Annotated in this window: 19 protein-coding genes and 1 pseudogene; 9 read left to right on the top strand and 11 right to left on the bottom strand. The window is 39.9% G+C overall.

Features of this window, described 5'->3' with window-relative positions; translation table 11 throughout:
* Both HP439_RS08920 and HP439_RS08915 read left to right on the top strand, forming a co-directional pair.
* On the top strand, nt 1-374 hold a 374-nt coding region (locus tag HP439_RS08920), incomplete at its 5' end, for a DUF808 family protein (RefSeq protein ID WP_172389990.1).
* 261 nt (nt 375-635) lie between these two features.
* Nucleotides 636-2,501: an MGH1-like glycoside hydrolase domain-containing protein gene (locus HP439_RS08915; RefSeq protein WP_172389989.1), complete on the top strand. Its 1,866-nt coding sequence runs from the start codon at nt 636-638 to the stop codon at nt 2,499-2,501.
* A 52-nt stretch (nt 2,502-2,553) separates the two neighbouring features.
* Here the strand turns inward: HP439_RS08915 and HP439_RS08910 are convergent, their stop codons facing one another.
* Complete coding sequence (locus HP439_RS08910; protein ID WP_172389988.1) at nt 2,554-3,012, bottom strand: MaoC family dehydratase; 459 nt, start codon at nt 3,010-3,012, stop codon at nt 2,554-2,556.
* A 300-nt stretch (nt 3,013-3,312) separates the two neighbouring features.
* Between HP439_RS08910 and HP439_RS08905 the strand changes: the two genes are divergently transcribed.
* Nucleotides 3,313-4,437, top strand: coding sequence for a lipid II:glycine glycyltransferase FemX (locus tag HP439_RS08905; RefSeq protein ID WP_172389987.1), 1,125 nt, complete (start codon nt 3,313-3,315; stop codon nt 4,435-4,437).
* 57 nt (nt 4,438-4,494) lie between these two features.
* Here HP439_RS08905 and HP439_RS08900 read toward each other — a convergent pair whose 3' ends face one another.
* A complete protein-coding gene (locus HP439_RS08900; protein ID WP_172389986.1) occupies nt 4,495-4,806 on the bottom strand; it encodes a hypothetical protein in 312 nt (103 codons plus the stop codon).
* Between the two features lie 18 nt (nt 4,807-4,824).
* Between HP439_RS08900 and HP439_RS19715 the strand changes: the two are divergent.
* From HP439_RS19715 to HP439_RS08880, 4 genes and pseudogenes are all read left to right on the top strand, one after another.
* Nucleotides 4,825-5,025 (top strand): annotated as a pseudogene (locus HP439_RS19715) (FUSC family protein); the annotation flags it as partial.
* 211 nt (nt 5,026-5,236) lie between these two features.
* Nucleotides 5,237-7,879 carry an alpha-L-rhamnosidase gene (locus HP439_RS08890; protein ID WP_172389984.1) on the top strand — a complete coding sequence of 881 codons (2,643 nt, stop codon included), beginning with the start codon at nt 5,237-5,239 and terminating at the stop codon, nt 7,877-7,879.
* A gap of 143 nt (nt 7,880-8,022) precedes the next feature.
* Nucleotides 8,023-8,556 (top strand): gluconate 2-dehydrogenase subunit 3 family protein, encoded by a 534-nt coding sequence (locus tag HP439_RS08885; RefSeq protein ID WP_172389983.1) that lies wholly within the window; start codon nt 8,023-8,025, stop codon nt 8,554-8,556.
* A gap of 44 nt (nt 8,557-8,600) precedes the next feature.
* Nucleotides 8,601-10,319, top strand: a complete 1,719-nt coding sequence (locus tag HP439_RS08880; RefSeq protein ID WP_172389982.1) for a GMC oxidoreductase — start codon at nt 8,601-8,603, stop codon at nt 10,317-10,319.
* Between the two features lie 224 nt (nt 10,320-10,543).
* Here the strand turns inward: HP439_RS08880 and HP439_RS08875 are convergent, their stop codons facing one another.
* Nucleotides 10,544-11,623 (bottom strand): glycoside hydrolase family protein, encoded by a 1,080-nt coding sequence (locus HP439_RS08875; RefSeq protein WP_172389981.1) that lies wholly within the window; start codon nt 11,621-11,623, stop codon nt 10,544-10,546.
* A gap of 249 nt (nt 11,624-11,872) precedes the next feature.
* Between HP439_RS08875 and HP439_RS08870 the strand changes: the two genes are divergently transcribed.
* Both HP439_RS08870 and HP439_RS08865 read left to right on the top strand, forming a co-directional pair.
* Complete coding sequence (locus tag HP439_RS08870; RefSeq protein WP_172389980.1) at nt 11,873-12,754, top strand: helix-turn-helix domain-containing protein; 882 nt, start codon at nt 11,873-11,875, stop codon at nt 12,752-12,754.
* A gap of 179 nt (nt 12,755-12,933) precedes the next feature.
* Nucleotides 12,934-14,436 carry an acyl-CoA dehydrogenase family protein gene (locus HP439_RS08865; protein WP_172389979.1) on the top strand — a complete coding sequence of 501 codons (1,503 nt, stop codon included), beginning with the start codon at nt 12,934-12,936 and terminating at the stop codon, nt 14,434-14,436.
* A 344-nt stretch (nt 14,437-14,780) separates the two neighbouring features.
* On the opposite strand, the gene HP439_RS19605 is transcribed toward HP439_RS08865, so the two are convergent.
* From HP439_RS19605 to HP439_RS08830, 8 genes are all read right to left on the bottom strand, one after another.
* Nucleotides 14,781-14,912, bottom strand: a complete 132-nt coding sequence (locus HP439_RS19605) for a hypothetical protein (protein ID WP_281358181.1) — start codon at nt 14,910-14,912, stop codon at nt 14,781-14,783.
* 57 nt (nt 14,913-14,969) lie between these two features.
* Nucleotides 14,970-16,856: a serine hydrolase domain-containing protein gene (locus HP439_RS08860; RefSeq protein WP_172389978.1), complete on the bottom strand. Its 1,887-nt coding sequence runs from the start codon at nt 16,854-16,856 to the stop codon at nt 14,970-14,972.
* Nucleotides 16,857-17,630: 774 nt separating this feature from the next.
* Nucleotides 17,631-18,758 (bottom strand): alpha/beta hydrolase, encoded by a 1,128-nt coding sequence (locus tag HP439_RS08855; RefSeq protein WP_216657806.1) that lies wholly within the window; start codon nt 18,756-18,758, stop codon nt 17,631-17,633.
* Nucleotides 18,730-19,242, bottom strand: a complete 513-nt coding sequence (locus tag HP439_RS08850) for a cupin domain-containing protein (RefSeq protein ID WP_216657805.1) — start codon at nt 19,240-19,242, stop codon at nt 18,730-18,732. Before HP439_RS08850 ends, HP439_RS08855 begins: the two co-directional genes overlap by 29 nt.
* A gap of 6 nt (nt 19,243-19,248) precedes the next feature.
* Nucleotides 19,249-19,980 carry a carboxymuconolactone decarboxylase family protein gene (locus HP439_RS08845; protein ID WP_246229313.1) on the bottom strand — a complete coding sequence of 244 codons (732 nt, stop codon included), beginning with the start codon at nt 19,978-19,980 and terminating at the stop codon, nt 19,249-19,251.
* Nucleotides 19,980-21,602: a carboxylesterase/lipase family protein gene (locus tag HP439_RS08840; RefSeq protein ID WP_246229312.1), complete on the bottom strand. Its 1,623-nt coding sequence runs from the start codon at nt 21,600-21,602 to the stop codon at nt 19,980-19,982. The genes HP439_RS08845 and HP439_RS08840 overlap by 1 nt, the downstream gene beginning before the upstream one ends.
* Nucleotides 21,603-21,617: 15 nt before the next feature.
* Nucleotides 21,618-22,061, bottom strand: a complete 444-nt coding sequence (locus HP439_RS08835) for a nuclear transport factor 2 family protein (protein ID WP_172389977.1) — start codon at nt 22,059-22,061, stop codon at nt 21,618-21,620.
* A gap of 21 nt (nt 22,062-22,082) precedes the next feature.
* Nucleotides 22,083-23,081 carry an alpha/beta hydrolase gene (locus HP439_RS08830; RefSeq protein WP_425501334.1) on the bottom strand — a complete coding sequence of 333 codons (999 nt, stop codon included), beginning with the start codon at nt 23,079-23,081 and terminating at the stop codon, nt 22,083-22,085.
* Nucleotides 23,082-23,092 lie beyond the last annotated feature (11 nt).

Here is a 23,092-nt window from a genome sequence, read left to right as displayed (position 1 = left end):
TGACTGTATCCGTTGTTGCGCTGGCTGCAACTGTAGGTGTATATGGTATAGTAGCTATAATCGTTCGGATGGACGACGCAGGTCTAAAACTAATAACGGTTTCAGGAAACAAGGGCGCATTAAAAATGTTGGGGGGATTATTGATTAAAGCTTTACCGTTGATTATAAAGGGGCTAAGTGTTGTCGGTACGATCGCATTGATTCTTGTTGCAGGCGGTATTTTTGCTCATAATGTAGACTATTTGCATCATTTGTTTCCCAATTGGCCGTCAATCCTAAAAGAAGCTTTACTTGGTATTTTAGCTGGCCTTGTTGTTGTTGGTATTATTAGCCTTGTAAAGCCACTTTTTCCTTCTAAAACAAAGGCACATTAGACTTTTTTTCGCGTTAACTATTTTTCAAGGTATTGCGTTTCAATTGTTTTGTTCGTCCGCAGCCGAAAAGGAGCTGTTTGGATGCTTGGCAAAAGGATTTATGTTAAGAAAATACGCTGATAGTTTTTGTTATTGGAATTCTAAGTCCTATTTTTAGCGATCGTGGTTAAAGACTCCAAGTCGGGATATAACTGCTGGTCAAATTGTGCTGGCTTTTTGGCTTTTTCTATTAAAGTTAACTAGATATGTCGAAAAATGAGAATGAATAAGATAATAAAATACTGTCTATGTTGCGCTATTTGTTGGATTATGGTTACCAGTTTTGTGGGGTGTGCTGTCAATAAAGATAGCGTATATAGAAAAGAACTAGCTACCGTGAAAATTCAAGCTGAAAAACAGCTTAAAGCCGATATAACGGAGTTTAACAACTATCACGATCGGCCAAAGTCAGATGGACCTTTTAATGCGGATAACAATCAACGTTTCCTGATCGATAATATTCCTTTTTTTATTAGTTCAGATACTAATTTTACACACGTGTATAATTACCGGTGGTGGATGGTTAGCAAACATCTCAAATTGTTTAAAGATCCTCAGGATGGAAATGAATATTGGGTTATTACTGAGTTTTTCGGTGATCGCCCGTGGGCATCTTTAAGTGGCGCGATAACTTGTCCGGTGGGACACCAATTCTACGACGTGCGTTGGTTACGAGACCCTAAGTATTTAAAATCTTACGCAAATTATTTCATGTCGGGATCCGCCTCGTATTTGTCTCAGCGAGAAAACGAAAACTTTTTGACGTACAAGTCGCGCCCTGAAAGTCACCATTTTTCGAGTTGGATGATCGATGGTGTAGACGCATTTTTAAAAGTTCACCCTGATAGAGAATGGCAAGGTGATATATTACCATCTTTAGAAAAACATCAACAGGTTTGGGATAGTTTGTTTACCGTGAGGAATTCTGAATCAGAAACTGCAGGTTTATATAAGATACTGGATCTATACGATGGAATGGAATTCAGTCTTTCGGCAGTTTTGGGATTGATTGAAAGTAAAGGGGCGTATTCGCTATATACGGAAGAGTCGTGGCGGAATTATTACCTAGGGTGGGAAACAACGGAAAAGGCAGCGAATTCGATAAATGCTAGGCTGTATCCCGAGGCGTTCCGCAAGGGATATCCAGACTTTTATTTATCACGACCATCTATAAACTCTTATGTCTACGGTAATCTAGCAGCTCTTGCTAGGTTGTACTCTTTACTGAACGACGCCACCTCATTAAAAAAATCAAAATATTATCAACAGCGAGCCTCTGCCTTACAAGAAAAAATATTAACGAAATTATGGAGTCAACAGGATCAGTTTTTCTATACACGTACGGCTGGAGATAATAAGTATGGTGTCCGCGATTTCCAAACTCGAGTACGCGAATCGGTAGGGTACACTCCTTGGTACTTTAACCTTATTCCGCATTCTAATCAATCTAAGTATGAGAAAGCCTGGGATATGTTCGGATCTGAGCGAGGCTTTGCAAATGAGGCCGGTATGACTACCGCGGAACGTCAACATCCGTATTACAATGAGCAAGCATATGCCTGGAATGGCCGAGGATGGCCATTTGAAAATTCTGTGGTTTACAAAAGTTACGCTAATTATTTGCGTAATTACAAAGATAGTATTGTTGAATCGGACCGCAACCTTTTATACAATCATATAGAGCAACTTGTAAAGTTACACGGTAAAAGTGAATTAAATATTGGGGAATGGTATATTCCTAGTGATGGAGATTCATTTGGCGGAGAAAAAGACTATTTTCATTCTACATTTCCTGATATCCTTATTGAGGACCTTATTGGTTTCAAAGCCTTACATGAAGATAAGTTTGTTCTCGAACCTCTATTGCCTGTTCAAGAATGGGAATATTTTTATCTCGGGAATATTAGTTATCATAACCACCTAATCGATATTATTTGGAAGAGAGACTGGGAACCAAAGCAAGTAGGTAATCAATCCAAGTTATGCGTTTATGTAGATGGTCGGTTAGCGGTAAAAAATGAAGATTTGAATGCGAAAATCACGGTAGACCTCATAAAAAGAAAGAAAATAACAAGAACGTGGCATTGATGATCTTGATTAACACCATCAATGCCATTTGATATCGTGTGTGTATTTTGTGTTAATTGAAATGGTACAAGAAAACTACGTCACCGACATAGGCTGGTTTTTTCTGGTCTTGGATATGTAGAGTAGCCACAATTACAGCTTTCACTACGCCGCGTAAATTGGTGATAGACTTAATTTTCGCCTCCAGTTGAACTTGATTGTCTACAAGAACAGGTTGACCGAAGCGTAAATTTTCGATGCCATAATTAATTTCCATTTTTACATTGCGTACGTCGGCAATTTGCTTCCAAAGATAGGGAATCAGCGAAAGGGTTAGATAGCCATGTGCAATTGTAGAATTGAAAGGACCGTCTTTTTCGGCCTTTTCCTTGTCGACATGGATCCACTGATGGTCGAGCGTCGCGTCAGCAAACTTATTTATTTGGGCTTGGTCAATTGTATGCCAGTCAGAAACGCCTAAAATTTTGCCTTCATGCGATTTGTATTCCTCAAAGTTGTTGATTATTACCATTTTTTCTGTTATGATTATCTATTGATTTGATGAAGTTTCGAACAGTTAAATCGATCGTTTCTTTTTTTTTGTTAAAAGTATTAAAAACTATCAATAGAAATCGAATGAATCAGCAATTTTGTTCTGTTGATGGAGAATAAGCCAAATGGGACAATAGGGATCTGAAACCAAGTTTAACATACTCTTGACAATGTAATTCGACTCAGCGTTATATTTTGGTTAAGTTTGCCGCTTTGTTTTTCGAAAAGAATTCGAAACATAAGTTATTTTTTAAATTTTAAAACCTTCAAGATTGTTTACATGGTTGCAGAATTAGAAGATAAAGATTTAACAAAAATCTTTAAAACCTCGATTATACAACAAACAGCTTATTGGTCGGAAGTTAAAAAGCTACAGGGAATAACAACCAAAGCATTCAATTTTCGCGCTAAAAAGGCAGATTTATTCGTTGATAGTAACGACGAATCCTATTTTATCGGTGATCTTCTTGTACTTATTCAAAAGGTCGATCATGAGCATAGTATAGCCTATATACCTTATGGACCAGAAGTCGAACCGTCGGAAGAAATTCAAGGCTATTTTTTGGAACGACTTTCTGAAGGTTTGAAAGACTATTTACCGAGCAATTGTATCATGATTCGGTTTGACTTATCGTGGGAGTCCCATTGGGCGAAAGATGACGATTGTTATGATCTTCATGGTAATTGGATCGGCGCGCCAGATAGGAAAATGCAAGAATTACGTTTCAATTTTAATACAGAAAAATGGAATCTAAAAAAAGCCAACACAGATATCTTGCCTTCAAACACCGTCTTTATGGATTTAAAGAAAGAGACGGATATTTTACTTGCCCGAATGAAACCAAAGACACGTTACAATATTAACTTGTCAAAACGGAAAGGAGTTCAAGTTCGGTCGCTAGGTATAGAAAGTTTGCACACGTGGTATGAATTATACCGCCAAACAGCCTTGAGAAATAATTTTTTTTTACACGATATAAGTTACTTCAGAATTGTTTTGTCAGCGCGGGCAAATGACTCTCTTTCTCCAGCAAAAGTATACCTGCTAGTTGCCGAAGTGGATAACCGTCCATTGGCAGCGATGTTCTTGGTGATTACTGGAGGGAGAGGTACGTATCTATATGGTGCTTCGGCAACGGAAAATAGAAATTATATGGCCACCTACGCATTGCAATGGAAAGCAATGCAACTAGCAAAGAAAATGGGCTGTGTGGAGTACGATTTTTTTGGTGTTTCGCCGAAGGCAGACGTTTCGCATCCCATGTATGGCTTATATCGTTTCAAGACGGGATTTGGGGGACAACTTTTTCGAAGGATGGGGTGTTGGGATTATCCCTTGGACAATGTTAAGTACCAATATTATGCATCTATGGAATTCCAAAATCAGTCTTATCATTTAAGCTGATTACTTACCAGAGATATGGGTTATAAAAAAGAGTAACATTTTTGGGATGTTGTATGGTTATGTTTGCCCAATAGTGTAGATAGATTTTTTCAAATTTAACCCAGCAAACCGCGTATGGAACTTACCGGTTGTTGCTGGGTTAGGCATAGGTCTTCCGTTATTATTAGGTTTGAAATTTAACAATATGGAAGCGAGTATTGACGGCATGTGCATTAGAATTATTTTATAGCCTAGCAGCATTGTTGTGTCATGTCTAATGACACAGATATCTATGGGAAAGAACATGTATGTCAATTTAATGGAATTCGAAAAGTCCTGTTGGCTACCTACACCTTGTTTAGCGGTGATGCGGAAACCTTCATCAAACATATGTAAACGAGGGCAGCTCAACGTATAGTCGGAACATTGTTAGGTTTAGAGCTTGCGTGGTTAATTTTAATATTTGATATAACTGTTATAGGGATTTACATTACTATTATACTTTTGCAAATTATTGTTGAGTTTCTAATTGTGCGAAATTATGCGATTGCGGCGGTTTTTATTATAATAGGAAAAAGTACTATTTGCCTTGCTATTTTAACGATATGAATGGGCTTGGAAATAATATTATTTTGAAGGTCTACGATAGTACTATTTTATTTACCTTTAGTGGAGCGATCAAGAACGGTACTGCCGTAGAAATAGAATAACAGCCTCCACAATTGAGTTTTGTTAAGCTGAAAAACGAACTCGGTGAATGGTGCAACGTGACTGCGCTTACTTTACTAGACCTATACGACCATAATCGAACATAAGAAACATGCGAAAACATATATTTATCATTATTCTGCTAGGAATTTCAGAATTTTTAATGGCACAACGGAGCTTAATAGGTTTTAAGCCAGTCGATTTACGGTGTGAATATCTAGTTCGCCCGCTCGGTGTTGACGAACAGAATCCTCGTTTTACGTGGAAGATTGAATCCGACGCTGATGGAATGAATCAAGGAGCGTATCGGTTGACCGTTGGGACGGACTCTATGGAAGTGATAGAAGGGCGGGGGAACAGTTGGGAGTCAGGAAAAATAAAGGGGCGTAAAATGATTGTAAATTATGCAGGAACGCCTCTCATCGCTCGTTCAAAATATTTCTGGCGAGTTGATTTATGGGATAGTCGAGGTAACATGTCTAGTTCTCGTGTCACCAGTTTTGAGACAGGGATGATGAATAGTGGTTGGAAAGGTAGTTGGATCAGTGATTCACATGATATAACTTATTTACCTGCTCCTTATTTCCGTAAAGAGATCGTTTTAACAAAGAAGGTTAAAACTGCACGAGCTTATATTGCAGCGGCAGGTTTATACGAATTATCGCTAAACGGCGCAAAGGTGGGCGATCATCAGTTGGACCCAATGTATACACGGTTTGACCGGCGAACACTGTACGTAACCCATGATGTTACGCACATGTTGAATATCGGTGAAAACGCAGTTGGTGTTATATTAGGTAATGGTTGGTACAATCACCAGCCTTTAGCCGTTTGGGATTTTCATAATGCCCCGTGGAGAGCACGTCCTACTTTCTGTTTAGACTTGGTAGTGGAATATGATGATGGTACAAAGGATACCTTTGTTTCTGAGCGTGATTGGAAAACCTCTTCGGGGGGGATCGTCTATAATAATATCTATACAGGAGAGCATTTCGATACTAATATGGAGCAAGTTGGATGGAATAACCCTGGTTTTGATGATTCATCGTGGGATGATGTGCACTACCGGGGTGCCCCGTCAACAAATATCGTCTCTCAGCTAACAGTACCGATACGCCTAAAAGATATTTATAGGGCAATTTCAGTAAAGAAACTCGATAAAAAAACGTGGCTTTTTGATTTCGGGCAGAATATGGCAGGTATTACTAAACTGAATATCTCTGGCAATAAAGGGACAAAATTAATCATTAAACACGGGGAGCGATTGGATTCATCGGGGCGATTAGATCTCTCGAATATCGACGTTTATTATCGTGGTGATAAGCAGAGAGAGCCTTTTCAAACCGATATTGTAACTCTAAGTGGCCGTGGGAACGATGAATTTATGCCTAAATTTAATTACAAAGGATTTCGTTATGTCGAGATAAGCGCGAGTGAAGCAATCGAGCTTTCAAAGGAGAATTTAACAGCGTTTTTTATGCATAGCGACGTTCGGCAATTAGGATCCGTAATTACATCATCTTCGCTAGTAAACTCCTTATGGAAAGTGACCAATAACGCTTACTTATCTAACTTATTTGGATACCCAACTGATTGTCCTCAACGTGAAAAAAATGGTTGGACCGGAGATGGACATCTAGCTATAGAATCAGCGCTCTATAATTTTGACGGGATAACGGTATACGAGAAATGGTTAGCTGATCATCGTGACGAGCAACAACCCAATGGAGTCTTGCCAGATATTATTCCAACAGGAGGATGGGGGTACGGCACAGCCAATGGATTGGATTGGACGAGTACAATAGCGATTATCCCTTGGCAGATTTATATGTTCTATGGTGATAGCCGTCTGTTGGAAAAATGTTATGATAATATCAAACGGTATGTAGATCACGTTGACCGGATTAGTCCTTCTGGACTTACAACATTCGGTCGCGGTGATTGGGTGCCTGTCAAAACAGAATCTAATTTAGAGCTTACTTCTTCTGTCTATTTTTACGCTGATGCCAATATCCTCGCGTCCGCGGCAAAGCTTTTTGGACGTGATGCTGATTTTGAAAAATACGACTTGCTCCGAAATAAGATACGGAATGCCATAAATTCTAAATTTTTAGATGTGAATCAAGGTATCTATGCAGAAGGGAGTCAAACCGAACTAAGCGTTCCTCTTTATTGGGGAGTTGTACCTGAACAAATAAAAGCAAAGGTCGCATCAAATCTTAACAAAAAAGTGAAGGAGAGTGATTTTCATCTCGACGTAGGTGTTTTGGGGGCAAAGGCATTGCTTAATGCATTAACAGAAAACGGATATGGACAGACCGCATATAAAGTGGCTACACAGGATACCTATCCATCATGGGGCTGGTGGGTTGTAAACGGTGCGACAACTTTGTTGGAGAACTGGGATCTCGAAGCTAAACGTGATATATCGGATAACCATATGATGTTCGGAGAAATTGGGGGTTGGTTCTTTAAATCAATTGGAGGTGTTTTACCAGATCCTGAGAAGCCGGGGTTTGAGCATATTCTTTTAAAACCTATTTTTCCAGACGCGTTAGATCATGCGGAAGTAAAGTTTACTTCTCCATATGGAGAAGTAAAAACGAGCTGGAAAAAGGAAGGTGGTGTAGTGAATTTAATAGTAAATATTCCGGCAAATTCCTCTGCAAGCTTCTATCCGCCTGAAAACGTAGTGAATAAAGGAAGAATAGAGTTGGCATCCGGGAAACATGAAATAAAAATGGAGCTTCGTTAACCCTCCGTTATTATTATGTCTTAAAAGTGTTTTGTGTTTTAAGTGAACGGTACATAATTTTATATTTGAATCAATTGTTTGTGTTTATTATTTTTCAGCAAGAAAAATAACGGCTAGATTTTAGTAAGTTTATCCTAGCAACTATGAAAGAAAGCAAAATAAATCGAAGAGCTGCGCTTCGAACAATGTTGTACATCGCAGGCGGAACATTGGTACTACCAGCATGTTTTCGAGAATCTGGCTCTAAAACAATTGGGCTAAAGAATTTGACTATTAGCGAACAGCAAGAACTGATACTTGGTGAAATAGTTGAGACGTTGATTCCAGTGTCAGATACGCCTGGCGCGAAAGACCTTTTGTTACACCTTTTTGTACTCAATATGGTTGATGATTGTCATGGTCCTGAGGATCAAAAAGTCTTTACCGACGGTCTAAAAGCGTTTTCCGTCATGCTGGATAAACCGTCGGGGAAAACATTTATGGAGCTTTCAACGGAGCGTAGGCTTTTATTTTTAATTAATCTCCAAGATCAAAATGTCGAGGAGGTTAAAACATTTTATTCCATTACTAGAAATCGTTGCATACAGGGCTACATGAACTCCAAGACGGTTATGACAGACATGAAAAAATATGAACTCATTCCGGGACGATACAATGCCTATTATAAAGTTGGATAGATAACCGATAATGAAAGTGTTAAAATAATTGATAAAGTAGATGCATGGCTAATATAAATTTAGACACTATAAAAGACAGAACATTTGATGCAATAGTCATTGGTTCCGGCGCTAGCGGGGGGTGGGCTGCGAAAGAGTTTGCAGAAAAAGGACTTAAAACACTGGTTTTAGAACGGGGGAGAAATGTTGAGCACGTAAAGGATTACCCCACTACAAATATGTATCCTTACGAATTTGATCACCGACTTGAAACTACTTACGCTGATAAACAGGCCAATCCAATAGCTAATAGATGTTATGCCTATAAGGAGGATTCACAACACTTTTTTGTGAAAGATAACGAGCACCCTTATATCCAAGAGAAAGATTTTGATTGGATACGAGGTTATCAGGTAGGTGGAAAGTCTCTGCTCTGGGCAAGACAAACACAGCGATGGAGCGAATATGACTTCCAAGGCCCTCAGCGCGATGGTTTCGCGGTAGACTGGCCGATCCGTTATGGCGATATTTCACCGTGGTATAGCTATGTCGAACGATTTGTTGGAATTTCTGGAAATAAAGATGGGATTGACACGTTACCTGATGGTGAATTTCTACCAGCGTTTCCGCTAAACGCTGTGGAGGATCATTTTAAAAAATCTGTTCAATCCAAATTTAAGGATAGATATATTATTAGCGCGCGCTGCGCACATCTTTCAAAACCGGAACCGATCCACATCGAACAAGGACGAGTAAAATGTCAAAATAGGATTCTTTGCCAACGAGGGTGTCCTTTCGGTGGATATTTTAGCAGTAATGCCTCGACAATACCATGGGCATTGAAAACAGGCAATCTAACTTTGCGGCCGCATTCGGTCGTACATTCTGTTATATACGATGATAAATTGAATAAGGCTGTGGGTGTTAAGGTTGTTGATACAGAATCACTCGAAGAGCTAGAGTTTTATGCGAAAGTGATTTTTGTAAATGCGGCGACGTTAAATACGAACTTGATACTATTGAATTCCAAATCGGCTCGATTCCCGAATGGACTCGGTAATGACAACGGGTTACTTGGGAAGTATGTAGCATTTCATAATTATACAGCTCGAATCAGTGCTGAATATGATGGTTTGTTAGAATATCGAACCGATGGGAGAAACCCTGCTGGAGGTGGTTATATTCCTAATTTTAGAAATGTCCATAAACAGGAAACAGCGTTTTTACGTGGCTGGGCGGCTGCGTTTGGAGCAAGCCGTACAAATGTACAAGATCGAAGCGGTGCAGGCATTGATTTAAAGAATTCGTTGCTAGACAATAGTAAATGGGGAAATTGGAACGTGCATTCTCATATGATGGCCGAAACTATTCCAAAAGAGAATAATAGCGTTTGGCTTGACAGCGAGAAAATTGACAAGTGGGGTGTACCTCTGCTGCACATTTCTATTGACTATGCTCCTGATGATTGGCAGAGGCGAGCAGATTATTATGACCAAATGACGGCAATGTATGAGGAGGCTGGTTTCACAAATATTAAAACCTCTGATGATCCACGTCGACCGGGCAACGACATACATGAAATGGGGGGAGTGCGAATGGGGCACGATTCGAAAACATCATTACTAAACAAATGGAATCAGCTCCATTTGTGCCAGAATGTCTATGTGACAGACGGTGCATGTATGACCTCGACCGGAACACAGAATCCGACGTTAACATACATGGCTCTCACGGCGAGGGCGGTGGATCATGCAGTTAGGTCATTAGCAAAAGGGGAGATTTAGAGATATTAAAATATGACGCTAATACACTGATAGGTTTAACTGTTTCTAATACTCATAGAAAAGGCTTTCTAGTAATGTCGAGAATCCCCAGAAAATGTCTAACTTTTTGGAGGCATTCCTTAACTTGAAAGCCTTTACTATATATAAACTGAGTAGTACGTGTAAAGGAATTATCTGTAAACTAGATTGTGGTGAAAATCAAGGGTAAAAAAAGGCATTAGAGTTTATTTCCAAGCGAGTTTACATTTTCCTACTGCGAAAAATGGTTTCCCGTGAATGGTATGTTTGGCAGTATACAATACTGTGAACGTTCCATCTTTTTCTTCGATTGCACCTAAGGGTGTTCGGGTTGAATGGTCACCATTATCTGCCCAAAGATTATTCTCCGTTTGGATTTTTAAACGGACTTCTGGTTGCCAATTGATACCATCTTTAGAAAGACTATAAGCTATTTCCTGGTCTCCCATGGAATCAAAAATGGCTAGGAATCCTCCGTCCTTTAGTTCGGTGACTTGTAGATTTTCATTAAATATAGGAGAGATCGGAACAGGATTGTGACCCTCGGGCATTCTTTTCCACGGGCCGTTTAAGGTTTTCGAAGTCGCCATCCCAACTGGCCAATTTCCTTGAGGCGTGTGGTTATGACCGTCATAGAATGCGTACCAAACATCTCCCACTTTATAAGGATTAAATGCGGCGACGGCTTGTTCTCCCTCCCAAGCCTGACTATTTTCATCAGGTTCGAGTATGATATCCATGTCTGCGTACGGACCAGCGATTCCATCCAGGCCGGGATTGACTGATTTAGCGCGCCAGATTCGACCTTCATAATCATTCTTGGAAATCTCATTTTTTGTGCTGTCACCAGCACGGTAGGCGACGTAGAAGATATTCCATGCGTTTTCCTTATCGTTGAATTCTACGCCTGTGACCCATACTTCGGAACGCGGATTTGTAGAGGTACGTCCTGGGATACTTTGAACAACGGTAGATTCCCGTTTCCAGCTTTCGGCATCAGTGCTACTCCAATGCGAGATACGCATGTCACGGTGCGGTCTGTCAAACATTTCATTGATAAACATGTGGTAAACACCATTTAGTTTAACCATTTGTCCGGTTTCGAATCCGGACTTATTTTTACTTTTTATTACATCTTTGTGGTCATAGTCTATTAAAGGTCCATCATGTATATCCTTTACGATCAACGATTTATACTCTTGCGAGACTGCAGAAAAAACATTCGTGATTAGTAAAAAAAATACTGGCACCAGTTGCGATAGTTTAATGATATTTCTATATAGCATTTAAATTTGTTTTAAAAAGGTTTAGTAGATGTTGACATAATACGTTCATTTAGTATTTTGTCGATCTAAAATAGCGAAATTTAATTAAAATACAAGTGAGTTGCGGTCAGAACCTCTGTTTATAATTTTATCGCTAGTTTTGACTTATTTGGTTATGAAGCTGCTGGAGTCTGTGATAGCAAAAGAAATATGTTTTTTTGTATTTTTAAACACCGATGAGAAAGCTAATAAAAAAATAGGATGGGAGAGATGGATAAAAACAAGATCAACGCAGATGAATTTGTCGCAAAGTTTATGGACGTAAGTCCTCAAAATATTACGCATATTCAAACGCCCATCAAAATTTTCCCGCTGCGAGATATCGCCCCCTATTTAAAGATACCCATCCCGCCATTTTTCTTCGGCTATAACTTGTTAATTCATATCAGCGAAGGGTACTTCACCCATCAGATCGAATCAACGACTTTCACGGTAGAAGCACCCGCAGTACTAATCTCCAACTATGGTCATATTTCTGCTATTCATTCTGTTGATAAATCGGCACAGGGTTATTGTGTACTGATTAAGGAACAAGCTATGACTTCCTTGTTTAGGGAGGAAGAAATTTTAAATATATTTACTATCTCACCGCTTGTAAATCTAGATGATACTGATAGTTGTGATTTAGAACGTTTATTAGATCTACTATATCGGGAGATTATTAATGAGTCTCCATATCAGCAGTACTATGAAAGTATCTTCAAGACGGTTATTTTAAAAGTCATTAAACTCTCGGACGCAAATCGGATCTTACCTCGCCGCCAAGCTATTGCCATGGCTTTTAAACAATTGGTTCATATACATTTTAATAGATACAAATCAGTCAATTTTTATGCGGATCAGCTATCCGTTTCGGTGAATTATTTAAATCGATGCGTTTCTTCGGTATTTAAAAAATCATCTAAAGAGATTATTTTAGAAATTACAATTATTCACAGCCAACTTCTGTTGTTGGAAACAAACAAAAGTGTTGCTACGATTGCGTATGAACTTGAATTTAGTGATCCTTCGTATTTCGCACGCCTTTTTAAAAAAATTGTCGGTATATCGCCATCCGATTATAGAAAGGAATCGCAAAATAGGATACGATAGATGATGCACGATTTGTCCTATTTATTATCCAATTCATCTTAGAAGATTTTTACATAACTCATTAACTTTACAAAAGTGGTTGGTTGAAGTCGTATTATCATAACTCAAAAAAATGAAATGAGGCATATTACTGAAAAGCTGGCACGTTGTTAAATCGATAATAATACAAAAAGATAATTATGAGCGAAGTATTAGAGCAGTTAGATTTTAATAGTTATATAGCAAGTTTCAGACAGCATTTACATCATCTCTTTAGAGAGAAATACGATTACAACGCAATGAGTTTGAACCGTGATTTCCCCAAGGAATTTCTGAAAGAGATTATGGACGCGAAACCATTAGCGGTTGCTATCCCAAAATTACACGGCGGGCGTGGAGTTTCTGTTAAAGAGTGTTTGGGTGTGCTTTCTGCGGCGTCGTATGAATCCCTCGCATTATCATTAACCTTTGGGATAAACATTGCGTTGTTTTTAGAGCCATTAGCAAAATATGGGAATTTTAACATCCAACAGCACGTATTTAAACAATTCCTTGAGCGTAATGCAATGGGAGGGTTGATGATTACAGAAAAAGCATACGGAAGTGATGCTCTAAATATGAAGACGTTCTATCAGCAGGTTGAGAACGGCTACAAAATCAAAGGCGAAAAGCACTGGCAGGGATTAAGTGGAGCTGCCGATTTTTGGTTAGTTACGGCTCGGAAAAGTAACGAAAATGGCGATTTGATCCGAGATATTGATTTTTTTGTTACTGAGGACAGCAATCCCGATCAGCACATACCATTAATTGAACGTTATAATAATTTGGGATTATACGCTATTCCATACGGAATCAATGAAATCGATATTGTTGTCCCTAGCGGGCAGAAATTAGTTCCCGACAGCACAGGCATAAAATTAATGCTTGATATGTTACATAGAAGTAGATTGCAGTTTCCGGGAATGGGGCTTGGATTTATTAGGCGATTGCTTGATGAGTCGATGCAGCACTGCCAACAACGTTTGGTCGGTGGAATTCCTTTGAACAATAATGATTCAGTAAAGTTTCAGTTAGCTAGGATACAGGCTGCGTATACAATCTGTTCAGGAATGTGTGCGTTTAGCGTAGATAATAGTGGTATCGAACATGACCTTGCAACCCTAAGTGTTGAAGCGAACTCGTTAAAAGCTTTAGTGACAGACCTTATGCAGGAATCTGCTCAAATCAGTTTACAACTCGCTGGTGCAAATGGCTATCGGTTAGACCACATCGCGGGTAGAGCTGTAGTGGATAGTAGACCTTTCCAAATCTTCGAGGGGTCAAACGAAATGTTATATTCTCAAATTGCGGAGGGTATACTTAAGCTTATGAGGAAGACGAAAGAATCAAATTTATTCGAATTCCTGAAAACATATAAACGTACAACTCTAAGCGCTCCTTATTTTCGTTCTCAGCTAGCGTTTAAGTTGGACGGACCGTCCGTACAACGAGATACAGTTACTTTGGGTCGAATGATCGCACGTGTTATTTGCTTTCAATTTGTGTTGGAGATGAATGGATTTAATGAGGAACTGGTCGAAATTACACGCCAACATACCTTAATGGATTTAACGATGTTTGGTGGTCAGCTAAATAGTAACAATTCTGCGAATCCTACATTTAACTACCAGGAAAACTCAGATTGGATGGACTTCAGTGTGTAATCTGCGATAAAATAAATTGATGTCACTTCCATAATCCTGTTTAGATCTACCGGCTACATTTTCTGTTCAGTCTTTATTGAAGGGTTTAATTGTACTCACACATGTTTTGGTAATACAATTAAACCTTTCTCGATGGGTAGAATTTCTGAATGCTTATTCATTTTAAATATAAACGAAGTCTTATTATAACGTTTTTAAAAAAGAGTTATAAAGGAATAAAGAACAAATAATCCTCGTGATGTAATCGAATACTGAGAAAAGCAGCCGAGTTTAAAGTTCGGAAATGTTATTACTAATTATTAAGGGTGAAAGTATTTAGGTACTTTTATTTTATAAGCATGCCATCAAATAATACCATGTTCCTCGCCACCCATCTGCCAGGGAACAAGTGTGGTTGACCCCATAAAGATTAAGGTGCCGAGCAACAGAAATGCACCTTCTGAAAAGGCCTGAAATGTATACAGTATATTGATCATGGGCCGTAGCAAGTTATCATTGTAACGTGGAATTTAAACATAATTGATCAAAAGGTACTACATCATCCAGATGGGTACTCCAATCCAACCATTTATGGATAGAAGGGCGACGAGATAGCATAAAAAGAAGTTATTGAAGGCTAAAAACAGACGAAGCCATAATGGGGTCAGTCGAGACCAACGGCTATAAAGCAACAAGCTGCTTACGACAACCAAAATAGCAAATAGGAGCATGCCTAGAAAAACGGAAAAACTTGTTTCATTAAAAGAGACAAATAACTCTTTATGGCTGGCGTCTGTTTGTCCCATGAGACGATAAGCAGCGAGAAAACAGCATGTTCCTACTATTGGCAATAAAGGAATGCCTAGGTCTATCAGTTTCATTTTTCGAAAGAGCGTAAGAAATATTCCGATAAGGCTAAAGATGAGATAAATTAAAATAGCCATAAGTCCAAGATAGATAGGCATCTTTTGGATCAAAACAGAAGCCCGCGGTACCTTGCGATAGAAACTATTGCCATAACCTTGAAAAAAAGGCTGGCCATTGGGATCTTTGGCTAAGACAAAAGCGGGGAGAATATCATCTTTTAGCCGGAAGATGCCATTGCCAACATGGACAAGAGAATCGAGCTGTCCGTTTTCTTTTTTTACGACGAGTCTATCCTTGCTGACCGCCGTTAATTCAATACCGCCAAAGATACGTTTGTAAAATTCCCAGCGTTCGTTTTTGGGATTCATAAATTGATAGTATCCGAGTAGCGGTTTAATTTTCTGTTCATTTATCGGTAGACTGACTGGTTTCGGAACAGAAATGTCCCTTGTCAGAAATTCTTCAATAGCCTGTGAGATTGGCCACATATTGACGATACTATTGGCTGCTATTGCGTAGGCTATACCGGCTTCACGGTTAAAGAATAACCAGGATACAAAGCCTTCCCCTTTACCGTTGTGGCCCCTTAAACTGACCTTTTTATTATTCGGGAATAGATCATTGCCGAGGGCATATCCCGTCTGTAATCCGGCACGGCTGGCTAAGGTACTGTGAATAGTCTCCATTTCCTTCAGGCCGGCAATATCCAGTAATCTGCTGTCGGTACTACCATTGAGCAGATAAAGCATGAATTTGGCCATGTCCTCGGCATTTGATACCAAAGCGCTTCCGGCTCCATTTCCGCTCGGGCGATAGAATGGCATTGGTCTGTGGTGCTCATTTTGAAAGTCGTAGCCTATGGCAAAGCTGGGGCTATGAGTTCCATCAAGATCAAATAAGCTGCTGTGCATGTTTAGTGGCAAAAAAATCTGCTCTTTTAAATACCTATTCCAAGGCATGCCTGAAAGTTTTTCAATAATATAGCCGAGTACGTTATAACCTGGGTTGGAATAGGACATTATGGTTCCCGGTCGCCATCGGACCGTAAGCGAATTGCTGACAGCTTTGATGGCATCGATACCAGCTAGTGACTTTTTTTTGCTTATATCTACCATGCTGTTGAGTTGAACATCGTCAAAACCCGCGGTATGTTCGAGCAAGTGAACCACCCGTACAGGATCTGTAGCTTCCCAATGATTGTCAAAGGGTATTTCGGGTGCGATATCACGAATACGGTCATTGAGTTTTAGCTTACCGTTAGCCACTAATTGTTGTATACCCATTGCTACAAAAAATTTGGTGACTGAGGCGAAGTGAAATTGCGTGTGACGTTCGACTGGAAGACGTTGGTTAAGATTTGCATAGCCCAGACCACCCGAGTATAGTATGCTGTCTTTTTTTACAATAGCAACCAGTAAACCAGGTATATGTTCCTTCTGTAATACAGTATCTAAACGTCTATACAATTGGGTGATATTGCTGTTGGATTTTGTAGCTGTGCTTACCTGTGCTGATGCGGTAAAATAACTTGCCACAATGAGCATTGCGAGATAGAAAATTTTTAAGTTGATCATAAGCTTTTTCTTTTTTGCAAATTAGCAATGATCTTTACTGAACTTGTTCGTGTCCATCCAAACGGATAAATCTGTTATTTTGTAAATCGTCGACGGCATTACTAGCAAAATTAATTAAGAGTCTCTTGATAATTTTCCAAGCTTCGCTCGATTAGAGAGCTGCATTTTTCCAAAAACCGTTCGCATTGTGTTTCGTACTGGAATGCTTTGTCCCAATCAATGTAAGATAAAGCTCCATAACGGACATTCTTGACCACCCAGACAAATTCTTTAAAACACCTTTTGTCCTCTTCAGTAGCTCTTGGGTATATATCAATTGGAAAATATCAAAAGCTACAGCATAAATTATACAGATGGTTCAGGTTATGCTGATAAGGCGTGTAGCAAATAAATGATTACACCCCAAATTATCGGGTGTAAATACTACTGTAAACACCTTATTTGCAGATGTTTTAGGGGAGGTTACGAGAGTTCAATAGACCCTTTAGTGTCTTTATTACAGTTTATTAAGAAGATAAAATCAGACAAATAGAATTATATTGGATTACCCTATATAATTCTATTTGCCTATTTTTTTTATCAAAATTTTAAGGTTATGAGAAGTGTAATTTTGTTTTTTGTTATCAATATTATTGTGGTTATAGGATTCTTTGCCGCCCTAAGTATGAAGACTCCTTGGATTGGATTCGTCGTAGCTTTCGGTGTATAGTTGGTTTACATTTGGAAAACTACAACTCCAATAAATTAAAGATTACTCGACATTGCTTTTAAAAATTAGTTATCGTCTAGTTTCTTTTCCTTCAACCACTTTGACATTAAGTCTGCTATTTCAATATTATTCAAATCTGAAAATGGAAAGTGCGTATTACCTTTGATACCAATTTCAGGGAGATGGACAACTGTTGCATCCCCACCATATTTGTTTATTGTTTTCGCCCATATTCTAGCCATTTCAAGTCGGGCACGCCATCCATCTGCTCCGGGGTTATCCTCGTCGAGCTTGGCGGGGATATTATCTCCGTAATAAATGATAATCGGTATCTTGGTCAATTCCAAAAAATCCTCTTTTGCGATAGGCATGGCTTCAAGAGGACCTGATGAACTAGCAATCGGTCCAGGCAATTCTTCTGCTGGAAAGACAAAACCACTACCGGGTTCGTAGGAGACAATAGCCTTTACATGTTGATTTTCTAAAGCTGTCAGCCAACCCATACCGCCAGAATGTGAATGTGTCACTAAGATTGCTGAACCAATTTTTTCGAAAAGCGCCGAAACGGCCTTTACGTTAACCTTAATATCTATTGGACCAACGTTTGGTGTCATGGAACGAAAATACTGATTAAGAGTCTCTGGATCTTTTGAAAACTGAACACCAGGAAAATAATTAGGCCAAACACCCACACGGAATGTTCCAAACCAAGTCTGTTCGTCCGGAATTGGGCTTATTGTTCCTTCTTCCGTACTACGACCAGCATTTCCCCGTCTTGGTTGATCCAACAGGTAAACTCCAAAGTTACGACGCAGAAATATGTTCTGAAACCCGTCCCGACCGTCAGGCGTGGTCTCCCAGGTTTTTGAAAATTGGCCTATACCATGCCAGAACACCAAAGGCAATTTTTTAGCATGTTGTGGTATCTGATAAGAGACATACGCATGATCACCATGAAACGTCTGACCGTCTGCACCTCGTTTGACAGGATCATAAATGCTAGTGTTTTCAATTATAGTTCCTCCAACAGCAAAACTTCCTTGATCCTGGATAACCAAGGGCCGTTTCTTGACAGGGATTTGGCCAAAGGAAGGAATCACATTTACAACCGAACAGGAGAATGCAATAAGGTATATAGTCAGTTTTATTTTATTCTTCATATCATTACTTTGAGGTTTGGTTGTATTCTTCATCTGTAACGGGTTTTAACCAAACAGCACCACCAATGTTGGTATTTGTGCCTATTGCAATATGTGTCATTGCATCCGTTGGGGTAGCTCCATGCCAGTGTTCTATATTTGCCGGACATTTTACGACACCTCCTTTTTCAATAATTTCTATAGGTTTTCCTTTTTCCTGATAAAGCCCTTTGCCTGCAGTTACCAACAAGATTTGACCTCCTTTATGATAGTGCCAGTTTGTCCTTGCCCCAGGTTCAAATGTCACGGAACCTATATTGACATTATGGGTTGAATCAGTTTCAACTAAATAATTGAGCCAGACTGTTCCAACGAAATTATTGTTGGTTATTTTTTCTCCTTTTGGAAATACTGTATTTACATCTGTTTTATTCTTAGATTTTTGGCTGTCAATATCATTACAGGAAATTACTCCCATTGTGAGAACGAGTACGTATAGCTGACTAATATTTTTTTTCAAATTGATTTTTGCGATCATAATTATTTAATTTTTACTGTTTAGAACATCATCCAGAATTTTCTTTGCGGTGGTAGCTTCGCTTTTTCCGATGGTTGATCCTATGATAACTGTAAACTGGTTGAGCTGATTTGATGTAAGGCCGACATTCAGACAAATGTTTAAGTGGGACTTTAGCATCGGTTCCACACCGCCTAGGCAGGCCAATACCGAGATGGTTACCAGTTCTCTTTCAGCGTAGGTAAGGACATCCCGTTCAAAAATATCCGCAAATAGATGTTCTTTTAAAAATATTTCAATAGTCGGGGCAAAAGCAGCATAACCAGTCTTTGGCTCTTTTTCGGGTACGCCAGTAAGTTGTTCCAAAATGGCTTTTCCACGTTCATATTTTGGCTGGTCATTTTGAATAGGAGATGCATCAGCACCTGTTGGATCATTGATGCCTTTTGCCTTTCGTTCCTCAAGCACGGCCATCAGGGTCTGCAACCCGCGTATACTGCGGGGAAAACCGGCATAGGCATATAGATGTATGATGCTTTCCTTGATCTGATTACTTGTCAATCCGCTATCAAGCCCTTTGTTGAGTGCGTCTTTTAGTTTTGTCAGGTCACCTTTGGCGGTAGTAGCCGCTATAGTTACAAGACTACTTTCTTTTTTACTTAGCGGATCGCCAGTAGGAGCTTGGCTTGCGTATAACGTGTAGGATTGGCAAAATAAGATCAGTATAAATGCTATAATAAATTGTTGTTTCTTCATCATTATTTTATGTTTTTAGTAACTTTCTCTATGACATCCAGTCTTGTCTTTTTAGGGTCAGGGACTGAAACTGCCGTACCATCCCTACGGATTGCCAAAAGATTGTCTTTCTTCTCATTAAATTTTTCCCAGTTGGGTAGACCCTTTGAATTTGGGTTTCCCGTTTTTGCGAAATTTGCCCAATATGTATTCATCATTGAAGCTACCTTTCTGTCCTTTTCGGTCAGATCAGTACCGTCTCTGCTGGAAATTGTATTAAAAACATAGGGTATCTCTGAGGCGTGTGGAGCTCCATGTACAAACTGTTGCTGGAGTGCAGTCTGTACATAGTCAAACAGATAGCTGTAGGTGCTGGCTCCCTTTCTGGAAAATGCCCTAGCGGTTAACCGTGCCGGTTCTGCCCAGACTTTATCGGTATTGACCATGGTCAGTAATTCTGGTAAAGTTCTATTTCCTTCGGGATCATATACATCCATCGCCTCACGATTATGAGGTTCAAACTTGGAAAAGAGCTGTTCTTTTGATTGCGCATTTACAAATCCTGCTGGCACTTCCGCACTATTGGAACCAATAATCAGGGGTATATTGGGCTGTCTTCCATTTTTGTAAGCATCCTCTGCGGTTTCAATAACAAGTTTTCCGTCAAGGATTGGACCCGGATAAATGATAGCTCCACTTTTAGGATCATTTTCCTGTCCTTCATCTACAATTGCTTCGACGGGAAGATTACGCAGTTTGACCAATGCGGTAGCGTCAATTCCTTCAATTCCATGCTTGCGCGCGAAATTAACGCCGATAGTTTCCGCAGAGATGGGATAATAAGGATCGGCATTTTCCTCTCCAATAGGTCTTCCGGTAAGAACACCGTCACGGCCACCGCCAGATTCTATAATTGCTTTATGAAATAGCCCTTTTGCCGATGGTATCGTTAAAAGTGAATGTACGGAAACTCCACCTGCGGACTCTCCAAAAATCGTTACATTTTCCGGATCTCCTCCGAAAGATGCTACATTGTCCCTTACCCACTGTAATGCTGCAATCTGATCCATGTAGGCATAACTTCCTTTAGCTTCTTGGGGATGTTCGGCTGTTAGGGCAGGAAAGGCAAAGTGACCCAGCCTTCCCAAACGATAATTAAAGCTTATCAAAATAACACCTTGTTTGGCAAAATTTTCACCATTTGTTGTTGCATAAGAACTTCCCCCTCCAACAAATCCTCCGCCATAAATCCACACCATAACAGGAAGCTTTTTTCCTTTCTTAATTACTGTGGGCCTCCAGAGATTTATGAATAAACAATCCTCAGAAGTATTTTCCCTTATTTTATCGTTTGACCTCGGCCATGATGCCTGTGCGCAATCGGCGCAAAATTTACTTGCATCCCGAATACCTTGCCATGCCTTGACCGGTTGTGGTGGTCGCCAGCGCAATGCTCCAATTGGGGATGCTGCATAAGGAATACCCTTAAAGGCTTCCACAATACCGTCTCCAGTTCCCTGTAAAATGCCAGAAATTATCTGCACCTTAGGTGTATTTGTAGCATTAGTGTTCTCACTGCTGGTCTGTGCCAGTAAACCAAAACTATAAAGAAGGAAAATTCCAATGATGGCCTTTTTCATGTTCATTGCTCAAATTTAGGGTTATCTATTTCCAGGAGTAAGCAGTTTACTGAAAGTCAGTGAACCGAGTTTCCAAGTGCCATTTTGCTTGACGTAGACTTCCGTCACCATAAAGGGATTGGTTACCTCGTTGCCACCAACGACAGCTAGCAGGTCTATCCTATTGAGTAGGATGGCCGTGTTGTCTATGATATTGACGGACACTTCATGGATATCCGCCTTTTTATACCAGATACCGCCACTTTTGATGACGTCCAGTTCCCTTTGTTTTCCCCAGGAGCCGCCCATGTGTACGAACATGGATTTTTCATGAAAAAGACTGTCCAATGGGTCGACATTTTTGTCGGCCATCCATTGCCACTTATCTTTTGAAAGTTTGATGATTTCCGTGTCAGCTGCCGATTGCGCAACTGAGATCTGAATTCCGGATAGGACAAAAAATAGTCCGAGCAATAATTTTTTCATAATAAAAGTATATTGAATTTTTTATTGAAGATTCTGGTGATAAAACTCAACCAATTTATTTACAGCTTTTGCGACGTATTCCTTTTTCCAGTAAGTTTCAATGTGCGTAGCTCCATCGAGCAAAAAGAGCTCTTTGTTTTTTGCATTTTTTGCCTTTGGAAAAGCCTCATCGGTCATATATTTGGTATCCGCTTTGCTTCCAGCCATCATCAACAAGGGTTGATCGATCAGTTCAATACCATCGGTCGCATCCCATGTCATCAGATCCATCAAGCTGCTGGTTGTATATAAAAATGTTGAATTCGGATGGGCGTGTGTCCGATAATAATATTCAAACCCTTGCCGATAGAGATCGGTAGGAGTTTTGGCTATCTCCTCATCGGTTATGCTGGCTACACCAGAATACTTGATTTCACCGCCTGCAGCTTCCTGCGCCCGTGCATCTGATGCCTGTTTCAACCGTTGCTCAATGGTATTCAGCTGTGAGTTTTGAAAGCCGTTTCGTCTCACTTCACCGGAATTGAACATGCTCAGTGTAGCGACAGCTTTTAGCCGTTTATCAGACTGTGCTGCTTTGAGGGTATACCCCCCGCCGCCACAGATCCCGAGCGCACCGACACGGGTAGGATCGACACCAGCGTAACCAGCGATATAGTCTGCCATGCCATGGATATCTTCCGTTCTGAACTGGGGTTTGTCGGTATGGCGGGGTTCGCCACCGCTGGCTCCCTGATAGGAGGCATCTGCAGCAATGGTAATATAGCCCGCTTCTGCCAGGCGCTGTGCATAAAGGCCGGCAGTCTGTTCTTTGATCCCGCCATTGGGATGTGCTACAATTACGGCTGGATATTTTTTCGAAGGATCATAGTTAGCCGGAGTATATACGTTTGCTGCAATATCAATTCCGTTTAATTTATAGCTAACCGGATGTATATTCACTTTCCCCTTTAGATTTTCCTTTATAGCATCACCATATACAAGCCCAAATGGATTTTTTGATTTGTCCTGTGCTTCGGCGATGAGTCCCGTTG

The organism is Sphingobacterium shayense (assembly GCF_013179575.1).
In the GTDB taxonomy this organism is placed as follows: Bacteria; Bacteroidota; Bacteroidia; order Sphingobacteriales; family Sphingobacteriaceae; genus Sphingobacterium; species Sphingobacterium shayense.
Note: the sequence above shows the minus strand (reverse complement) of the source record. Positions and strands in the feature narration are given on the sequence as shown.

Bases quoted from the DNA above. Each gene is read 5' to 3' on its own strand.
- HP439_RS08835 (WP_172389977.1), bottom strand. From the start codon at position 22,061: ATGAAAAAATTATTGCTCGGACTATTTTTTGTCCTATCCGGAATTCAG.
- HP439_RS08875 (WP_172389981.1), bottom strand. From the start codon at position 11,623: ATGCTATATAGAAATATCATTAAACTATCGCAACTGGTGCCAGTATTT.
- HP439_RS08870 (WP_172389980.1), top strand. From the start codon at position 11,873: ATGGATAAAAACAAGATCAACGCAGATGAATTTGTCGCAAAGTTTATG.
- HP439_RS08845 (WP_246229313.1), bottom strand. From the start codon at position 19,980: ATGATGAAGAAACAACAATTTATTATAGCATTTATACTGATCTTATTT.
- HP439_RS08840 (WP_246229312.1), bottom strand. From the start codon at position 21,602: ATGAACATGAAAAAGGCCATCATTGGAATTTTCCTTCTTTATAGTTTT.
- HP439_RS08865 (WP_172389979.1), top strand. From the start codon at position 12,934: ATGAGCGAAGTATTAGAGCAGTTAGATTTTAATAGTTATATAGCAAGT.
- HP439_RS08910 (WP_172389988.1), bottom strand. From the start codon at position 3,012: ATGGTAATAATCAACAACTTTGAGGAATACAAATCGCATGAAGGCAAA.
- HP439_RS08885 (WP_172389983.1), top strand. From the start codon at position 8,023: ATGAAAGAAAGCAAAATAAATCGAAGAGCTGCGCTTCGAACAATGTTG.
- HP439_RS08880 (WP_172389982.1), top strand. From the start codon at position 8,601: ATGGCTAATATAAATTTAGACACTATAAAAGACAGAACATTTGATGCA.
- HP439_RS08890 (WP_172389984.1), top strand. From the start codon at position 5,237: ATGCGAAAACATATATTTATCATTATTCTGCTAGGAATTTCAGAATTT.
- HP439_RS08860 (WP_172389978.1), bottom strand. From the start codon at position 16,856: ATGATCAACTTAAAAATTTTCTATCTCGCAATGCTCATTGTGGCAAGT.
- HP439_RS08850 (WP_216657805.1), bottom strand. From the start codon at position 19,242: ATGATCGCAAAAATCAATTTGAAAAAAAATATTAGTCAGCTATACGTA.
- HP439_RS08855 (WP_216657806.1), bottom strand. From the start codon at position 18,758: ATGAAGAATACAACCAAACCTCAAAGTAATGATATGAAGAATAAAATA.
- HP439_RS08905 (WP_172389987.1), top strand. From the start codon at position 3,313: ATGGTTGCAGAATTAGAAGATAAAGATTTAACAAAAATCTTTAAAACC.
- HP439_RS08915 (WP_172389989.1), top strand. From the start codon at position 636: ATGAATAAGATAATAAAATACTGTCTATGTTGCGCTATTTGTTGGATT.
- HP439_RS08900 (WP_172389986.1), bottom strand. From the start codon at position 4,806: ATGTTTGATGAAGGTTTCCGCATCACCGCTAAACAAGGTGTAGGTAGC.
- HP439_RS19605 (WP_281358181.1), bottom strand. From the start codon at position 14,912: ATGATCAATATACTGTATACATTTCAGGCCTTTTCAGAAGGTGCATTT.